Origin of the sequence: Chitinophaga jiangningensis (assembly GCF_900142605.1) — a bacterium.
GTDB classification, from domain to species: Bacteria; Bacteroidota; Bacteroidia; order Chitinophagales; family Chitinophagaceae; genus Chitinophaga; species Chitinophaga jiangningensis.
In genome coordinates this window covers 170,070-189,218 of the sequence record NZ_FRBL01000002.1, presented here as the reverse complement: position 1 = coordinate 189,218, position 19,149 = coordinate 170,070, and the positions used below count along the sequence as shown (strand labels likewise).

Below are 19,149 nucleotides of genomic sequence, written 5' to 3'. Positions count from 1 at the left end.
GATCTTAACAGAAATTATGAAACGATATATTCCGATAGTCCTGGTACTGCTGGCAGGTTCGCTGGATTCCTGCAAGAAGTTTTTAACGGAAAAGCAAGTGTCAAACCTGACACAGGACTACTACAATACAGAAGAGGGGTTGAATTCACTGATCAACGGGTTATACAATATCTCCCGTCTGAAAAATGAATGGGATGCCAGCGGTGCAAGGCTGGTGCAGGCAGAAACAGATGCCTATATGTCTGCCACCAACACCTACGCTACTATGACAGCAGCTATCTATGGCTCTAATGTGGCAACGATAGCCTCCACCAACATGTATAATTTCCTGGGTGCTACCAATGCGGATAATCCGCCAATGGGCGTTTACCCGCATATCAACAACTGTAACATCGCCCTGGATATCATTGATAACCAGAAGCCGGGAAAATTTGGTACGGATGAGAACTACCGTAAAACCAAACGGGGTGAGATCCTGTTTCTTCGCGCCTGGGCCTACTATCTGGTGACCAATCAGCTCGGTGATGTACCATTAACGCTCACGCCTAAACGTGCGGACAACGGCATCTACTATTATCCCAAAGCTAAGCTGGAAGATATATATAAACAGATCATAGGAGATATGCGTGAGGCATACGCCAACCTGCCGGCAACTGTATCTGAGCAAGGCCGTGTCACTAAGCTGGCGGCAGGTCACTTTCTCGCCAAATTATATTTAGCACGCGCACAAGCCGCTACTTTCCAGAACAGTGGCGATAATTCCCTGAAAATGTTGTATAAGGGTAATGTGGCAACGGACCTGGATTCGGTGATCAGCATTACCACGGATGTAATCAACACTGCCGGCGGTGCCGCCGGACTGGCACAGGACTACTGGACTTTATTTGATCCGAAAGTTTCTGAAACAACCCCTAGCAAGGAAGTGTTGTGGGCTGCCCAGTTTGATGTAAATACTTCGCTGAATGGCCGCTTCAATAACCGCTCGGTAAACTATCACACCGGTAACTATACCGATGCAACCGGTGTAACGCGTGCCATGGCTTATGGTCGTCCGTTTGGTACGTTTAAACCTACCGACTTTGGTTACGATGTGTTTACAGATAAGGTAAACGATTCCCGCTACTACAAGACCTTTCAGTACGAATATATCTGTAATGCGGCCGGTTCCTGGACCTGGAACGCAAACGCGGCTGCCTGGTGGAATGCCAACAAGCCAGCCGGTGAACCTGCTGTAGTAGCAGGTGCTCCAAGAGCTACCCTGGGCAAGCGCGCGCTCATTTACCTGGAAAACCAGAAGAGCGAAGCGCTGGATAGCACAATGGTAATGAGCCAGCCTTACCAGTTTGCGGTAAGGTGGATCCGATCTGCTGTAACTGGCCGTACTTACTACCGTGTAAACTACAACCAGAACCCGATTGGATTGAATACCGGTAGTCCTGCGCCATATTTATCTGTGAAGAAATTTGTGGATCCATTGCGTGGTGGAAGCGCTGATGAAAGTAACTTCAACAGTGAAAGCGGTACAAGAGATGCGATCCTGATGCGACTGGGTGAAACCTTTCTGGTGCGCGCAGAAGCGTATGGCCGTAAGGGTATGTACAACGATGCGCTGGCCGATATCAATGTGATTCGTCAGCGTGCGGCATACAAATCAGGGGAGAGCCGCCCGCAGGTGCTGATCCAGTGGGAACCGGCAGCAGCTGCACTCACCGCTGGTGAAAAAACAACTCCTTACCCGGCTAATGGTGCATCTTTCAATGCGATCAGGGCCACGGAAGAATATTTTACGCCCGGTACTCCACAGGCGCTGGCAGAGCGTTATATACCTACTGCCACCAGCAAAGCGGAGCTGTTTGTACAGTTTATTTATAATGAGAAGACAAGGGAGCTGCTCGGTGAAGGTATGTTATGGGAAGATATGCACAATGCAGGTATTCTCTACGACAGAACGGTTTACCTGAACCAGATGGCGTCTCCGTTGGCTGGCCGCTGGCCGGTAGCGGATAACCCGGTGAATGGTGGCGGACAGGATGGTAACGGTAAAGGACAAATGAAAAAGGAATATACTTTTCGTCCCTGGCCTTCCAACTACCTGTTACAGCTAACAGATGCAAATGGTAAACCGCTGGATGCTGCCGCCATGGCCGCTTACCAGAACCCTGGGTATTAATCATATGGAGGATGGATGCCACCAACGCCGGCATCGCTGAATTCCTGGACCATTGATAGCGGCTCGCCAGCCGCTATCATCGAAAAATCGGGAGGGCCGCAGGCCCTCCCGATTTTTCATAAATTCTACAACTTATGAAAATAATTCAACTGGCCTTCCTGTGTACCTTGTTAAGTGTCACCAGCTACGCACAGCGAACCAAATACAATTTCAACAGCGACTGGAAAGTATTCATCGGCGACACCACCGCTTCCGGCGCCGATTTCAACGATGCCGGCTGGAAAAAAGTAACGCTGCCCTACGCCTGGAACGAAAAGGAAGCCTTTCGTAAAGATATTAAAGACCTGAGTACCGGCATCGCCTGGTATCGTAAAACGTTTACCCTGCCTGCGTCTGCGGCTGGTCAGAAAGTTTTTTTGGAATTTGAAGGTATCCGCCAGGCAGGCGATTTTTATGTCAACGGCCAACATATAGGCATACACGAAAATGGTGTTACTGCATTTGGTTTTGATATCACCGGCCTTGTAAAACCGGGCGCTGAAAATACCGTAGCGGTCAGGGTTGATAATAGCTGGGATTACCGCGAAAAGGCCACCAATCAAAAGTTCCAGTGGGAAGATAAAAATTTCAACGCCAATTATGGTGGTATTAATAAAAATGTGTACCTGCATGTAACAGGCAGAGTGTACCAAACTTTGCCACTTAATTCCCACCTGCACACTATTGGCACGTATATTTATGCAACCGATTTCAATGTAAAAGGGCAGTCGGCAACGGTACATGCGGAATCAGAAGTAAAGAATGAAACTGCCGCCCCGCAAGCGGTTTCGCTGGAGGTAACCCTCACGGATATCAACAATAAACCGGTCAGTAATTTCAGCAGCAAGCCTCAAACCATTGCCCCGGGTCAGGCTGTGGTATTGGCCGCGGCGGCCCCTGTGCAAAAATTGAACTTTTGGAGCTGGGGCTATGGCTATCTCTATAATGTAACCACCACACTCAAAATCAATAATAAGCCGGTGGACGCATTGGTTACCCGCACAGGCTTCCGCAAAACGGAGTTTAAGGATGGGATGGTCTACCTGAACGACCGCGTGATCATGGTACATGGTTATGCCCAGCGTACGTCTAACGAATGGCCCTCGGTGGGTTTGTCCGTGCCGGCCTGGCTAAGCGATTACTCCAACGGCCTGATGGTGGAAAGCAATGGTAACCTGGTACGCTGGATGCACATCACGCCATGGAAGCAGGATATTGAAAGTTGCGACAGGGTAGGCCTAATGCAGGCCATGCCAGCCGGCGATGCGGAAGCGGATGTAAATGGTACCCGCTGGGAGCAGCGTAAAGCTGTAATGCGAGATGCCATGATCTATAACCGCAACAACCCCAGTATCATTTTTTATGAGTGCGGCAATGAGAGTATTAGTGAAATACATATGGGAGAGATGAAAGCCATCCGTGATCAGTACGATTCGCATGGCGGCCGTGCAATCGGCTCCCGTGAAATGCTCAACAGCAAGGTAGCGGAATATGGTGGTGAAATGCTCTATACCAATAAAAGTGCACACATTCCCATGTGGGCGATGGAATACTCCCGTGATGAGGGCTCCCGTAAATACTGGGACGACTACACGCCGCCCTATCATAAAGATGGTGAAGGCCCCGACCATAATGGACAGCGTGCATCCGTTTATAACAGGAATATGGAAAGTCACGCGGTGGAAAACGTGAAACGCTGGTACGAGTTCTGGCGCGAACGTCCCGGTACTGGCTCCCGCGTGAGCTCCGGCGGGGTTAATATCGTGTTCTCCGACACCAATACCCATCACCGTGGCGAAGAAAATTACCGCAGGAGTGGAGAGGTAGATGCCTTTCGTATCAAAAAAGAAAACTTCTTTGCGCACCAGGTGATGTGGAACGGCTGGGTGGTGCCGGAGCAGGAAGGCCTTCACATCGTAGGGCACTGGAACTATAAACCCGGCGTAAAGAAACCGGTTTATGTGATCTCCACGGCTGATAAGGTGGAACTGAAAGTCAACGGTAAATCCCAGGGCTTTGGGGAAAAGAGCGATGGTTTTCTGTTCACCTTCCCGGCAGTGGCATGGGAGGCAGGTACCGTTAGTGCAGTGGGCTTCGATAGCAAGGGTAAGCAGGTAATTTCGGGAGAGAAGAAAACCACCGGTGCACCGGTGGCCCTGAAACTCACCAATATCCCTTCGCCACATGGTTTTACGGCCGATGGGCATGATCTGGCACTCTTACAGGTGGAGGTGATAGATGCCGCCGGTAACCGTGTGCCTGATGCGTTAAATACCATCAAATTTTCAGTGGAAGGCCCGGCAGAATGGATCGGCGGCATGGCCATGGGCCCGGATAACTATACCCTTACCCGTGAGTTTCCGGTAGAAGGAGGGGTGAACAGGGCGTTGATCCGCGCTGCCACCACAGCAGGTAAGGTAACGGTGAAAGCCACTACTGACGGACTTACATCAGCCACCCTTACGCTGCATTCCAAACCATTCCTGACCAAAGGAGGGCTTTCGACCTCCTTGCCTGGTGTTGATTTGCCGGTAAGCCTGGTGCGCGGCCCGGCGCCTTTAACACCTTCGTATGTGCCTACCCGTAAAGCCCTGCGTATAAAAGGTGCTATCGCCGGTGCCAACGCAGATTCGGCGTTTATGAGTTATGACGATAACGAACTGTCCGACTGGGTAAACGATGGTAAACTGGAAACCGCCTGGGTAGAGTACGAATTGGAGCGCAAAGGCACTATCCATGAAATCACACTTAAACTGAACAACTTCAAGTCCCGTTCCTACCCGCTTCGTATAACCGTCGACGGTACCGAGGTATACAACGGCAAAACGCCGCTCACCCTGGGCTATTGCACCCTGTCCTGCAAACCCACCAAAGGTAGCAGGGTGCGCATTCAGCTGGCCGCTATTTCCAAAGATCAGGGAGGTAGCCAGCTGGTGGAAGTCACCGGCAAAAAGCTGGACGATGGCGTCGCCAGGGATGACTCCAAAGCCAAAGGCACGCTGAGCATCATTGAAGCGGAAATCTACGAACCTGCAACCAAATAAGCTGGTTACCTCCGATTCATCGTCCAGCCAAAAGCTGGACGATGAATCGAATAAAATTCAATTTTTCTTCAGAATTTCCGTATCCGACAAATACTTTTCCCGATCCGATTTCCCCCTCCCTCGATAACACCCCACCTTTGCCCCCCGAACCTTCGCTCACATACGCTATATGAAATTCAACTATTTTGTCCTGCTGGTAATCACAACCCTCGTTGCCATTACCACAAAGGCACAACAACCAACTGCTGTTTTATCAGGCCAGGTGACTTCCGCCGCAGGCCATCCACTGGCAGATGCCGCCGTTGCACTGAAAGGCACTAACAACGGCGCATATACGAACGCCACGGGTAAGTTCATCATCGAAAAAGTAAAGCCAGGCAAATACACCCTCGTGGTAACCATGATGGGTTATACGAAGCAGGAGAGAAGCGTGACCATCGCCGCCGGTACCAAAGCCACCGAAAACTTTCAAATGGTAGAAGAAAGTGTTACCAAGGAAGGCGTCACCGTCATCTCCAAATCCCAAAACCGCCAGGTAAAAGAAAGCGGCTTTGCGGTAAATGCGATAGAAACCAGGCTGCTGGCAAATACTACTACTGATATGAACCAGCTGCTGAACCGTACTACCGGTGTAAAAGTGCGTGAACAGGGTGGTATGGGGTCCGACTTTAACTTTAGCATCAACGGACTTTCCGGTAAAGCGGTACGCTTCTTCATCGACGGTGTACCCATGGAAGTAATGGGAAGTGCTATGTCGCTCAACAATATCCCGGTAAACCTCGCTGAAAGGGTGGAAGTATATAAAGGCGTGTTGCCGGTAACGTTAGGTGCGGATGCATTGGGCGGCGCTGTAAACCTGGTCACCAACCAGCAAATAAAAAACTACCTCGACGCCAGCTACAGCGTTGGCTCTTTTAATAGTCACCGCGGCGCCATCACCGGGCAAATAACAGGTAAGAAAACCGGCATTATTGCACGCGTAAGTGGTTTCGTTAACTACTCGGATAACGACTATACCATGAAGCGGATGAAAGTATACGACTCCACAGAAAAAACTTATGTCCGCCGCGATGTTCGCCGTTTTCACGACCAGTACCGCTCCGCCATGGTACAGGCAGAAGCAGGCATCGCCAATAAAAAATGGGCAGATGTTTTATTTATAGGTGCAGGTCTGAGCAACACCGGCCGTGATATTCAGTCCGGCACCGACCAGGAACGGGTTTACGGGGCAGCCGTACAAAGTGGCAGCGCCTGGAATACCACCCTGCGGTACAAGAAAAATAATCTTTTTACGGAAGGCCTGGACCTCAATGTATTTGCATCTCATACAGCGGATAAATCAAAAATCACCGACACCACTGAAGTACAGTACAGCTGGGACGGCAGCTACCGGCCATACGACCAGGCGGAGCTGAACCAGATTAAAAGCATTAATCACATTAGCCGTCCGCGCAATTATGCCCGCGTAAACCTGAGCTATAAACTCTCTGCCGCACATTCGTTTAACCTGAACTATACTTTTGATCAGGTAACCAATAATACGTACAACGAATTGCTGGCGGATAAAGACGATAATCCTGCTAAACTCGGCAAAAATCTGGTAGGCCTTGCCTACCGCCAGGATCTGGTGGATGGCCGCCTCCAAAATACCTTCTTCGGTAAATATTATGGGCTCAACCTTCGCCAGCCGAGATCAGTAGCCGGTTCCGGTGAAATCACTTCCGCAGCTGACAACCAGCATTATTTCGGATACGGTGTAGCTACCCGCTACATGGTGCTGCCTGCACTGGGTGTAAAAGCTTCTTATGAAAAAGCCTACCGCCTCCAGGAAGTAGGAGAGATGTTTGGTAACGGTATCGATCAAACGGGAAATCCGGACCTGCGTCCTGAGAATAGTAACAACTTTAACCTCGGTGCATTCTACAACCTGAAAGTTGGTCAGCACCGGATCTACGGCGAGGCAGGTGCCTTCTACCGCGATGCGGTCGACTTCATCTACGCCCGCGCTTATCAGTCCAACTCCAAAGTGAGCAGGTTCGAAAATACTTCCAAAGTACAGGTAAAAGGTTTCGAAGCAGAAGTACAGTACGAGTACGGAGATATCTTCCGGGCCTCTGCCAACGCGAGTTACCAGAGCGCAATCAATAACACGAAGTACGCCTCTGGTAGTAAAACCGGTACGCCGGAAGCAACCTATAAAAACAAGATTCCTAACCAACCCTGGTTCTTTGGTAACGCGGCTGCCAGCATTGGTCAAAACAACCTGTTTACCAAAAAGGACCGCCTGCAGCTGGGTTGGGATTTCCAGTATGTACATTGGTTTTTCCTTACCTGGGAAGAATTTGCCGCCGCCAGTACCAAATCAAAAGTGCCTACGCAGTACATCCAGCATCTCGCTGTTACTTATTCCTTACAGGATGGCAGGTACAATATTTCTGCTGAGTGCAGAAACTTTACAGATCAGCGTGTATACGACAACTTTAGTCTGCAAAAACCTGGTCGTGCCTTCTATGTTAAGCTTCGTTACTTCATTCACTAAAAATTTCAACTCGTTATATCATGTTTAGTTTCTCTAAGAAGTTATTGTACACTGCCCTCTCTGTTGCAATGATTGGCGGCATCAGTTCCTGCACCAGGTATTACGAAAATGACCTGATCGTGAGCAATGATGGGGAACAGTCGGATAAATATGCTATCTGGCTGCAACTTGGCAGCTGGCCTAATACAGCGCAGTATGTGCTGGGCGCGTCCTCGTTGTCATCCGGTGCGGTAAACCTGAAAGGCAATGGTGCAGAAGTAACTTCCAAAGCTGACTACGGGATCATCCCTCATAAAGGATTTTACTACTATCCCAGTACCAGCGCCACTACCGGCCGCTTCACCAAATTTCAACTGAGCAATAATAACCTGGGTATTGTAAAAGAAGTACCGTTTACTTACCAGTCAGGCATCAGTGGCTACGCTTTTGCAAACGACACTACGCTGATCATGGTGGGCACCAATGGTGCAAACAGCAAAGTGTTATGCTCTGTTGTAAATACCAACACCCTCGAAATCAGGAACCAGGAGTTACCTGTAAATCCTATCCCTGTTGGTTTTACCGGTGTAAAAACAAGAAACGCGACCTACGCCAACGGCCGCCTGTATGTTACCATCGCCTACACGGCTACCTGGCCGGCGCCGGAATATCCGGCTGCTATTACCGCCATTTACGACTTCCCATCCCTCACCCCGGTGAAGCAACTGGAAGATAACCGCTCCGCCAGCATGGGACAGTCCAATATGTGGATGCAGGGTACACACGTGGATGAGAAGGGAGATATCTATGAATTGGCCCAGCCGGTAGGGGCGTCCGTTACGCTTCCTTCTGCGATTTATCGTATCAGGAACGGTGCTGCGGAATATGATGCCAGCTACTTCTTCAATCTCAATACAACCCTTGGTGGTGCTGCAGTAGCCTTGTATGGTATTGGTTACGGCAAGGCTATCGTAAAATATAAAGCCCTCCCGGACGATGGTACTGATGCCGGCCACATCTTCGGTTACGCTGTGATCGACCTGCCTTCTGCCAGACTGCTGCGCAAGCTGAATGAATTACCCCTGGATAAGGGGGAGATGCTGGAAACCGTTACCCGCGATGGTAACACGGTGTACATCATGGTAAATGCAGAAAGCGAAAAAGACTATGTATGGATGTATGATATCGCTACAGACCAGGCGACGCCTGGGCTGGAAGTAGTAGGTGGTTATGACTACATGCTGCGTGTGGATAAATTGAAATAGTTCCATTAACCTATAGCTGGGGTAGTACAACGGCTGTTGCACTACCTGGCAAACTCCCCCGCACCTTCGGTGCGGGGGAGTTTGCCGCTTCAAAAGACATACACAATGAAATCAACATTATCCAAAATAAACGCCTGGCTGCATCTATGGCTGGGCCTCATTTCCGGTCTGATCGTAGTCATCGTTTCCATCACGGGCTGCATCCTCGTTTTTGAAGAAGATATCTACAAAATCATTCAGCCGTTCCGGTTATCGCCTCCGGAGGCGAAAGCGGTAATGCTGCCGCCGTCGGCATTGATTAAATCCGCTGAAGCGGCATTCCCGGGCATTGAGTTAAGAAGTCTGACCTATCACGGGGAAGGGGAGTCGGCAGAAGTTTCCTTCCATAGCGATTCTACGCTCTGGATAGATCCATATACCGCGCAGGTAAGAGGGATATCCGACCATGAAGATTTCTTTCATTTGATGGAATCGGGCCATACCACTTTGTGGCTGCCGGTAGCTATTGGGCGGCAGTTTGTCATTTATGGTACCCTGGTGTTCGGGATACTGGTGATCACCGGAATGGTGCTCTGGTGGCCCAAAAAATGGAACAGGCATAATATCCGTAATGCTTTCCGGGTAAACTGGAAAGCGAAGTTAAAGCGGGTGAATTACGACCTCCATAATGTATGGGGGTTTTACCCGCTGATACCTGTGGTATTCATCATTTTCTCCGGACTATTCATGGGACTGGGCTGGGTGATGAAATCTGCCTATTGGGTGGCTTCTGGCGGAAAGTTGGTGCCGATGTATTACGTGCCGTCTTCCGATACCACGCAGGTGGCTGCCACACCACTGATGCAGGTCTTGGATCAGGTTTGGAAGTTTTCTGTAGCGGAGCTGGCGGATCACAATAGTCCTGCGTTGATACTGGGTATTCCCGATGAAAAAGATGAATCCGTCTATGTATATACGAATACAGAAGGCCCGCATTACCAGATTCACTATTTCGATCAGTTTACCGGCAGGCAGCTGAAAGGCACGGGGATGGATGTAGATAAGTTTAATGAAGCCAATGGTGGGGACAGGTTGCGCCGTATAAATTATTCTCTCCATGTAGGGTCGTTATGGGGTATTCCTTCTAAGATTATATATTTCCTGGCGTCGTTGGTTGCTGCCAGCTTGCCGATCACTGGTTTTATTATCTGGTGGGGTAAGAAAAGTAAAAAACTTAAGCCTGCAATACGTACATCAAAAGCGCTGGCTTAGGGGTAATTCAAATCATCCGCCTGGATTGTAAAAACGGTTATTATACTGCCTGGATTGGATAAAATGGTGCCGGCGGCAGTCGGCCAGGAGCAGGTGACACCGAAGGTGTCACCTGCTCTTTTTTCTCTTTGCAGAGAGACTTATTTCCTCATTTCGGTAACCGTATAGTTCCCCGGGTCCCAGATGTAGGTCTTACTACCTTTTTCCGTGATTTCCATCACATATTCCCCGTTTTTATCCACTTTGTCCGTTGCTTCTTCCGTGCTCATTTCCCAGGTAATTAAATCGGGTCTCCCATTTTTTTCATTTGGGAAGATGAAATTTTCGTCATGGTAAAATACACCGGCGTCACCTACCGTCATCTTACCGGGCAGTTTCACCAACTTTTGGTCCGTGGTCCAGGCCAGGTAATAGGTATAGGTAGGTATGCCGCAGGCTTCGCCACTGAAGCTCATGGTTACAATGTTTTGAACATTGGTGAGGCCCATGCCCGACATGATTTTACCATAGCCGAAGTTGGCGCTTTCATCGTCAGGCGTAATAAAGGTGGCGGTGGATTTGATTACACCGTTTTGCACTGCTTTTACTTTTACCAGCAGGCGGCGTATGGTGTCGCGGCGTTTTTCTTCATTGAGGTAGGTGCTGTCGGCGCGGCGTTCCACGGCAGCAATAAACTTCGTATCGCCACGGCGCAGCGGGGAAAGGCTCACCAGTCCTTGCCAGATGTAGCCATTTTTCTGTTCTCCGTTTTTCTTGTACGTAACCTGCAGCCAGGGTCCTCTGAGGCCACGGACGGTGATCGCGCTTTTGGTGGTGCGCAGTACAACCAGGTTGTCACCTGCAAACAGCGTATCAACAGGGGCTTGCCGGGTATCAGGGGATACTCTGATGTAAGCAGTGTCTGCGTATACGTAGCGTTCAATGGAGTCGCCATACATGGCCCAGCTGCGCATATCCGGGTAATCTTCTTCACTTTGTGCGAAAGTACATTTGCTGATAGCTACCAGCAACAGGCATAGAAATGATAGTTTTTTCATAATAATCAGCCTTATCGGCAAAACAAAAGTACAATTTCTGCTTATTCCGGAATATACCCGGAATCAGGGATAATTGCCGTGGGAGTTAAGCCATAACTGTGGTAGCTGGGCGGTCCGGAATCCCACCAATTCAAAACGTCGGGGAGGGCACGTCACCGGCGTGCCCTCCCCGACCTTAAATCCGGTGCCGAAGGCGCCGGATTTAAGGTCGGCCTAAAACAAACATTTTTTCTATTTTTGACCCCGTGAGTGTAACCACTACATACGATGAAGCAAGCGTGCTGCAACAAATAGCAGCAGGGGATGAATCGGCCTTCAGCGCCTTCTTTCACCACTGGCAGCCCTATCTGGCAACGCATATCTACCGGATCACTGAATCAGCCCACCTGGCAGAAGAAGTAGTACAGGATGTATTTATGAAGATATGGATGACGCGGGAAACACTATCTTCCGTTACCTATATAAAAGCATACCTGCTCACCTTATCCCGTAATGAGGCCCTCAACGCACTCAAGTCAATGATGCGCCGCCTCAGTCATGAAGCCACCACCGAAAACCTTCCGCCATTTGAAGCGGAAGAACCGGAACAGCACCGCGCTTTTCAACTGACACTCATCGATGAAGCGATAGACCAGCTGCCGGCCAGGCAAAAGGAAGTATTCCTGCTGCACCGCCACCAGCGACTCACCTATGCCGAAATTGCCGAAAAACTCAATATTGGAAAGGAATCTGTAAAAACACACCTGCAACTGGCTACCAAAGCCATTACCAGCCATGTTAAAGGAAGAATTACTGTACTGATATTACTCCTGGAACTACAGGACAAAAACTTTTTTTAAAATTTTCCCATTGCCATTCCCCCTTTTTTAATGTGGATGTTGTCTATTATAACAGACGGCTCTGATGCGAATTAATTTATGTCTACAACCAATACCAGGGCACTTTTTGAAAAGTATTATTCAAAAACAGCCACCGAACAGGAAAGAAAGGAACTGGCGGCATTGCTCCGGGATACGGATGATCAGTTGATCAGTGAATGGATTACTGAAATGGGGGAGCAGTTGCAGGAAACAACGCACATCATTGCACCGGATCGGGCCGATGCCATTTTAACCAATATACTGCATCCATCAAGAACCAACCATAAACAGCCATTTAGGCTGGTGTACCGCTATGCCGCCGCTGCGGCCGTGGCACTGCTATTGTCGGCCGGTGTTTACCTGCTGACACACCGTACACCTGCGCCCGCGACTTCCATTGCAGAGGTCAGTCCTGGCAGCACCGGCGCGGTACTTACGCTCGCCGATGGCTCCAGTGTACAGCTGGACAGTACCCGGCAGGGAGTACTCCTGTTGGGAAACGGCCTGCAGGTACAGGTAGGAGAAGGTCAGCTCAATTATGAACAGGCCACCACTACCAGTTACAACACACTCACCGTACCCAGAGGCAGGCAATATAAAGTCATGCTGCCGGATGGTACCATCGCATGGCTCAACGCCGACTCCCACCTGCGTTATCCTACCCGGTTCGACGGGCCGGAACGCCGCGTGGAACTCCAGGGCGAAGCCTACTTTGACGTAGCGCAACAAGCCACCCAGCCGTTTATCGTGCATACGTCAACGGTAGAAGTACAGGCACTCGGCACCGCCTTTAATATCAACAGCTACGCCGACGAAGCACAGATCACCACCACACTCGTAAGTGGCGCCGTACAGGTGCAATCCCTTTCCGCTAAAAAGGTATTGCGCCCCGGACAACAGGAAGTTATCAAAGGCAACACCAGCATCACGCTAAATGATGGTAACGTGGCACAGGCCATCGCCTGGAAAGAAGGCAACTTCTATTTCGATGATACCACCCTGCCGGAAATACTGCGGCAATTTTCCCGCTGGTACGATGTAGAAGTGGTATACAACACCACACCGGGTGATAAAACCTATATGGTGATGATCTCCAGAAACACGCCGCTGTCGAAAGTGCTGGACTTATTAACCAATGCTGATGCGGACGTGAAATTTATTATCGAAGGAAAAAAACTAATCGTGACGTCAAACTAATTATCTAAACCTAAAACAGACAGTAACCAACTAACTAAAAACAAAAAGCTCCTGCGGTAACAGGAGCCGGATGTTATTTGACTTTAAACAAGGCCGCTAAACCTTTTTAATCAACCAAACAACGAAGCAAATATATGTATTTATCCCAACTGCTAAGAGCAATGAAGTTAACATCTGTTCTGCTATTGGCCGCTTTGCTGCAGGTATCCGCCCGCACAAGCGGGCAACTTGTAACGCTGAAAATGAAAGACGTGCCGGTGAAGGCCGTGTTCAGGGCCATCCGCCAGCAAACCGGACTCAACATCCTCGTGATCGACGCCGCCAGGCTCGAAAAAACGAAGCATGTTACCCTGGATGTAAAAGCTATGGACGTACGCCAGCTGCTACAGCTGACGCTCCGCGAAACGGACCTGCTATTCCAGGTAGAAAACGAATCGGTGATCATAAAACCAAAACCTGCCATGGTATCGGCTTTCATTACCACACCGATCGATACGGCGCTGCATATCAGCGGGCAGGTGCTCAATGAAGTCGGCCAACCCATCCCAGGCGTAAGCGTGCGGGTGAAAGGCAGTAACACCGGAACAGCCACCAACGAACAGGGGCAGTTCCGCATAGCAGTGCCGCCTGGTAATGTACTAGTGTTTACCTCCCTGGGCTTTCAGACCACGGAAAAACGCGTGACGGACGCCCGTACGCTTCAAATACGACTGCTCAGCGGCAGCGAATCCCTCAAAGATGTGGTGGTAACAGGGATGGTTACACGTAACGCCAAAACTTTCTCCGGTGCCACCGCCACCTACACCGGCGAAATGCTGCGCACCGTCAGCAATACCAACGTGGTACAAAGCCTCCGCTCCCTCGATCCTTCTTTTCTCCTCATGGAAAATAACCTGGCAGGTAGCAACCCTAATGTGTTGCCTACCATTGAACTGCGTGGCCAAACCAGTATCAGTACAGACGCGCTGCGCGACCGCTTCTCTACTGATCCCAATCAGCCACTCTTTATCCTCAATGGTTTTGAAACAGACCTTCGCACGGTAATGGACCTGGATATCAACCGCATCGCCTCCATGACCATCCTCAAAGATGCCGCCTCCACCGCCATGTACGGTAGCCGCGCCTCCAACGGGGTAGTGGTGATTGAAACGGTAATGCCTAAACCCGGACAGCCGCGCTTTTCGTATACCAACGACCTCACGGTGGAAATGCCGGACCTGAGCAGCTATAACCGTATGGACGCCAGGGAAAAGTTAGAGTTTGAAAGGCAATCAGGCGTGTATCAGCCCGACAGTCGCTTTGATACCAAAGAAGACCTCTATGCGTATTACAATGGCCTCTACTCCAGCCGACTGCAGGAAGTGGAAAGAGGCGTGAACACCTACTGGCTCAGTCAACCGTTACAAACAGGTGTTTCCGACCGCCATTCCATTTACGCATCTGCAGGTTCCAATACCCTGATGTTTGACGCCAGCGCCAACTACCGCCGTATAAAAGGTACCATGATCGGCAGCGGAAAAGATGACTACGGTGCAAGACTGAACCTGGTATACCGCCCGGGTAAATTCAATCTCAGCAACAACCTGTACATCAATGGAGTAAAAGGAACAGAATCTCCTTACGGTTCCTTCTCTACGTGGGTAAACGTAAACCCGTATTTCCGTAAACTGCCGGCAAATATACCCTTCCTCGATGTAATACCATCCAGGGGCGAATTCGACTCTATCCGGGTAGCAAACCCTTTTTATAATGCCAGCCTGAATAGTTTTGATCGCACCAAAACTTTTGTGGTGACCAATAACCTTCAGGCTACCTATGACTTCAGCAACTCACTGCGTTGGACTACCAACCTGCAACTGAGGAAAAATAATAAAGTGGCAGAACGTTTCGTATCTCCACTCAACACCGCCTTCAACAAGTTAATTTTTGAAAAGAAAGGTACCCTCGATTACTCCCGCGAAGATGGCTTCTCCTATACCGCCAATACCATGCTTACCTGGTTTAAGGTATGGGATAAAAGTTCGCTTACGGCTAATGCCCGCGCGGAAATAGAGGAGCAAAACAACCAGGCATCCGACTTTGCCATGGAAGGTTTCCCTACCGCCAGCAACGGTAACATGCAGTTTGCTTTCGGGTATAAGGAAGATGGGACACCGGTGTCGCTTAAACGCGTGTCACGCCGCAACGCACTGCTGGCTTCTGTGAACTATTCCTACAACCGCAAGTACAACGCGGATATCACCTTCCGCTACGATGGTTCTACCTCCTTCGGTTCCAATAATCCCTACTCCCCATATTACAGCGTAGGAGGCTCCTGGAACCTGGATCAGGAAGCATTTTTCAAACAATATACCTGGATTAATCAGCTGCGCCTGAGAGGTAATATCGGGTTAACGGGTAATCAGAATTTCAACTCCTATACCTCTGTGAGTACGTATAACTATCTGCCTTCCTATACAGTGTTTGGTCAGGGAGTATTCATCTCTACAAAAGGAAATCCGGATCTGGAATGGCAAAATACCCTGCAAACAAGTGTGGGTATGGATGCAACGTTGATGGATAACCGTTTGACCCTGCAGGTAAACTGGTACAAGAAACTAACAGACCCACTGGTGATTGCCGTATCCCTGCCATCGTCCAGCGGCCTGTCCAACTACCCGTATAACGCCGGCTTTCTCGACGTTAAAGGAACGGAGTTCACCGTGCGTTTTTCACCGGTATTCAAGCCCGAAAAAAATATTGTTTGGACCCTGGGAGCTATGGGGTCTTTCTATAAACAAACATACCAGGGCCTGGGTGGCGCATTGCATGGCATTAATGAAAAGCTGCGTGAGCTCAACTCAGTAACACGCTACATGGATGGTTTTTCTCCGGATGACATATGGGCCGTGCCTAGCGCTGGCATCGATCCCAACACCGGCCGTGAAATCTTCATAAAAAAAGATGGTACCCATACGATGGATTTTGATTATAAAGACCAGGTAGTAGTAGGTAATTCCAGGCCTAAGGTGCAAGGGGTATTCAGTAGTAATCTGTTGTTGAAAGGCTTTACGGTAAACCTGAATTTCCGGTATATCGTGGATCAGGATATCTTCAATACCGCACTTTATAATAACGTGGAAAATATCAGCTTCCGCAGTATTATTGAAAACAACCAGGATAGACGGGCATTCTACGATCGCTGGAAAAAACCGGGCGATTATTCGCAGTTTAAATCTATTTCCATTACCTCCTCTACGCCGATGAGCAGCCGGTTTGTGCAGACAGAAAATACGGTCACGCTGGAATCGCTCAACATTGGTTACGATTTCCGTAATAAGCCATGGTTAACAAAACTGCGACTTACTAATCTCAAACTCAGTGGATACATGAACGATGTTTTCCGTTTGTCGACCATCCGGCGCGAACGTGGAATCGATTATCCTTTCGCCAGATCATTTTCATTTAGTTTAAGCACCAACTTCCAATAAATACATTTCAGCATGAAGCATATACGAAAATATAAAATAGCGCTCCTTTGCCTGCTGGTATTGGCATTGAGCTCCTGCAAAAAGTGGCTGAACGTAAAACCTGAAGATAAATTCACGGAGGAAATGATCTTTTCCAACGAACAGGGTTTCTCCGATGCCCTGAACGGTATTTATATGAAGATGGCTGCCGATGAACTCTATGGTAAAAATCTGACCATGACCATGTTGGACATCATGGCTCAGCGCTACGTTATTGCTAATACCACCATGAAGGCTTATCCGGTGAGCAGGTTCGACTACACAGAATCAGGCTTTAAAGTTACACTGGATAATATGTGGCAGAAATTATACCTCGGTATTGCCGGTGCCAACGAGTTGCTGAGTAATCTCAATAAGTACAACACCATTTTAACGCCTGAAAAAAGTGACCTGTATAAGGGCCAGGCATACGCATTACGCGCCTTCCTGCATTTTGATGTGCTACGCTTTTGGGGACATGCTTATACTACTGATTCCCTTAAAGAGGCAATACCATACTACCGCAGCTTATCTTCGGAAGTGGTGCCGTTTATTCCTGCCCGTCAGGTGTTGGATAGTGTGCTGGATGATTTGAAGATGGCAGAAACGCTGCTGGCCAATGACCCGGTACTTACCAAAGGCTCCCGGGATGAAGGCAGCAAGGATAACTATCGCTTTAACCTCATTGCAGTAAAGGCTTTGCAGGCCCGCGTATTGCTGTATCGGAACAACAAGCCGGCTGCATTGGCGAAGGCGAAGGAAGTAATAGCAATAGGCCAGCCGGTTTTTCCATGGGCTACCTATAGCAGCGTAGTGGAGTCGGAAGGGTTTAATGACCGCATTTTTGGCTCAGAAGTCTTATTTGGCGTATATGCGGGGAGGATGTACCAAACCTATAACAACCTGTTTTCGCCCCAGGCCTCACCGGATAGCATACTTGCTGCGGGCACTTCCACACTGTTGGAAACCGTATACGAAGGCAACCAGGCGGATTACCGCTATACCCAGCACTGGAAGCTGAACAGCGCCGGTGTGAGTTATCGTACCTTTTATAAATACATAGATGCGGCTCGTAAGGATTATTACAAATACCGCTATCTGGTACCGCTGATCCGCATGAGTGAAATGTATTACATCGCTGCAGAGTGTGAGCCGGATAAAGCTACTGCACTGGGTTACCTCAACAAAGTAAGGGCTAACAGGCAGAAAACACCGGTCGACCTCCTGCCCACCGCGGATGTAGAAACAGAAATTACCAAAGAGTACCAAAAGGAGTTTTATGGAGAAGGACAGATCTGGTATTACTTCAAACGTAAGCAACTGACCACCATTACATCGGCCAACTTCAACAGCGGCTTGAAAATGACACCTGCCCTGTATGTGCCGCCGATTCCGGAATCAGAACTCTCTGTCAGATAACCTTTTAAAATATTAGTAAATGCAACATAAAATTTTCCGCAGTATTGCTGCGCTAATATTAGTGGTAGCAGGTGTATCCTGTGAAAAGCAGGGCCTTGATCTGTATGATGATCAGACTGCTAAAAATGATATTTATTTCCTGGAGAAATTCAATTACGCTGCGGGTAGTAATTCCGCGGATATTATGGATAATTACCGTCGCCGGTATATCAGTCTCGGCTATACGCCATTAGGCGTGAAAGATACGGTGATAGCGATTTACGTGCGGCCAACGGGTGGCAGAGCTTCAGCTGACAGAACCTACACCGTAGAAGTGGCAGATTCATCCACCATGAAGGAAGGAGTGCATTTTGAGTTCCTGAACAAGCCGTTTAAGATTGCTGCGGAAAATACCAGGGATTCTATACTGATTAAATTTCACCGCTCTCCGGACTTTCAGAAAGATACCCTTATGCTGGCGCTTCACCTGAAAGCAAATGAAAACTTTGGTATCAATTTCCCGTGGAAGCGGAGTTACAATGGCCGCGACTCCCTCAATATCATAGAGTATATTATTGATATGGACGATATCACCGGGGAGCCCGGCGTGTGGTCGGACCCCTGGTTTAAGACTTATGTGCCTTACTATCTCGGCAAGTATTCGCGTACCAAGGTGCTGTTACTGACACAGGTGATTGGCATGGACCCTAAAGAGTTTACAGTGTTACCTACCACTACGGCCGACAAGGGCAAGCTGTTGGATAAGATTGCCACCTGGTGCAAATACCTTTACTGGTGGCTGGGTGTGGAAAAACAAAACGGCCGCACCTATACCGATGAAAATGGCGATCCTATTACGTTTGGTACTTTAATTAAATAACA

The 19,149-nt window shown here is 49.1% G+C and carries 11 protein-coding genes; 10 read left to right on the top strand and 1 reads right to left on the bottom strand.

Annotation, left to right across the window (positions count from 1 at the left end):
* Window positions 1-16: 16 nt before the first annotated feature.
* The 5 genes from BUB18_RS05245 to BUB18_RS05225 all read left to right on the top strand — a co-directional run bounded on the left by BUB18_RS05245 (window position 17) and on the right by BUB18_RS05225 (window position 10,287).
* Complete coding sequence (locus BUB18_RS05245; RefSeq protein WP_073078792.1) at window positions 17-2,170, top strand: RagB/SusD family nutrient uptake outer membrane protein; 2,154 nt, start codon at window positions 17-19, stop codon at window positions 2,168-2,170.
* 134 nt (window positions 2,171-2,304) lie between these two features.
* Window positions 2,305-5,253 carry a glycoside hydrolase family 2 protein gene (locus BUB18_RS05240; RefSeq protein WP_073078791.1) on the top strand — a complete coding sequence of 983 codons (2,949 nt, stop codon included), beginning with the start codon at window positions 2,305-2,307 and terminating at the stop codon, window positions 5,251-5,253.
* A 169-nt stretch (window positions 5,254-5,422) separates the two neighbouring features.
* Window positions 5,423-7,792 carry a TonB-dependent receptor gene (locus BUB18_RS05235; RefSeq protein ID WP_073078790.1) on the top strand — a complete coding sequence of 790 codons (2,370 nt, stop codon included), beginning with the start codon at window positions 5,423-5,425 and terminating at the stop codon, window positions 7,790-7,792.
* 20 nt (window positions 7,793-7,812) lie between these two features.
* Entirely contained in the window at window positions 7,813-9,036 is a 1,224-nt protein-coding gene (locus BUB18_RS05230) for a hypothetical protein (RefSeq protein ID WP_073078789.1), read from the top strand.
* A gap of 105 nt (window positions 9,037-9,141) precedes the next feature.
* Window positions 9,142-10,287 carry a PepSY-associated TM helix domain-containing protein gene (locus tag BUB18_RS05225; RefSeq protein WP_073078788.1) on the top strand — a complete coding sequence of 382 codons (1,146 nt, stop codon included), beginning with the start codon at window positions 9,142-9,144 and terminating at the stop codon, window positions 10,285-10,287.
* A gap of 140 nt (window positions 10,288-10,427) precedes the next feature.
* Here BUB18_RS05225 and BUB18_RS05220 read toward each other — a convergent pair whose 3' ends face one another.
* A complete protein-coding gene (locus BUB18_RS05220; protein ID WP_143159839.1) occupies window positions 10,428-11,324 on the bottom strand; it encodes a hypothetical protein in 897 nt (298 codons plus the stop codon).
* Between the two features lie 245 nt (window positions 11,325-11,569).
* On the opposite strand from BUB18_RS05220, the gene BUB18_RS05215 reads away from it, so the two are divergent.
* The 5 genes from BUB18_RS05215 (at window position 11,570) to BUB18_RS05195 (ending at window position 19,147) form a co-directional block, all read left to right on the top strand.
* Window positions 11,570-12,163: an RNA polymerase sigma factor gene (locus tag BUB18_RS05215; RefSeq protein WP_073078784.1), complete on the top strand. Its 594-nt coding sequence runs from the start codon at window positions 11,570-11,572 to the stop codon at window positions 12,161-12,163.
* A gap of 78 nt (window positions 12,164-12,241) precedes the next feature.
* Complete coding sequence (locus BUB18_RS05210; RefSeq protein ID WP_073078782.1) at window positions 12,242-13,381, top strand: FecR family protein; 1,140 nt, start codon at window positions 12,242-12,244, stop codon at window positions 13,379-13,381.
* A 161-nt stretch (window positions 13,382-13,542) separates the two neighbouring features.
* Window positions 13,543-16,851 carry a SusC/RagA family TonB-linked outer membrane protein gene (locus BUB18_RS05205; protein WP_073078781.1) on the top strand — a complete coding sequence of 1,103 codons (3,309 nt, stop codon included), beginning with the start codon at window positions 13,543-13,545 and terminating at the stop codon, window positions 16,849-16,851.
* A gap of 12 nt (window positions 16,852-16,863) precedes the next feature.
* Entirely contained in the window at window positions 16,864-18,288 is a 1,425-nt protein-coding gene (locus BUB18_RS05200; protein ID WP_073078779.1) for a RagB/SusD family nutrient uptake outer membrane protein, read from the top strand.
* 19 nt (window positions 18,289-18,307) lie between these two features.
* Window positions 18,308-19,147 carry a DUF4843 domain-containing protein gene (locus BUB18_RS05195; protein ID WP_073078777.1) on the top strand — a complete coding sequence of 280 codons (840 nt, stop codon included), beginning with the start codon at window positions 18,308-18,310 and terminating at the stop codon, window positions 19,145-19,147.
* The last annotated feature ends 2 nt before the right edge of the window (window positions 19,148-19,149 follow it).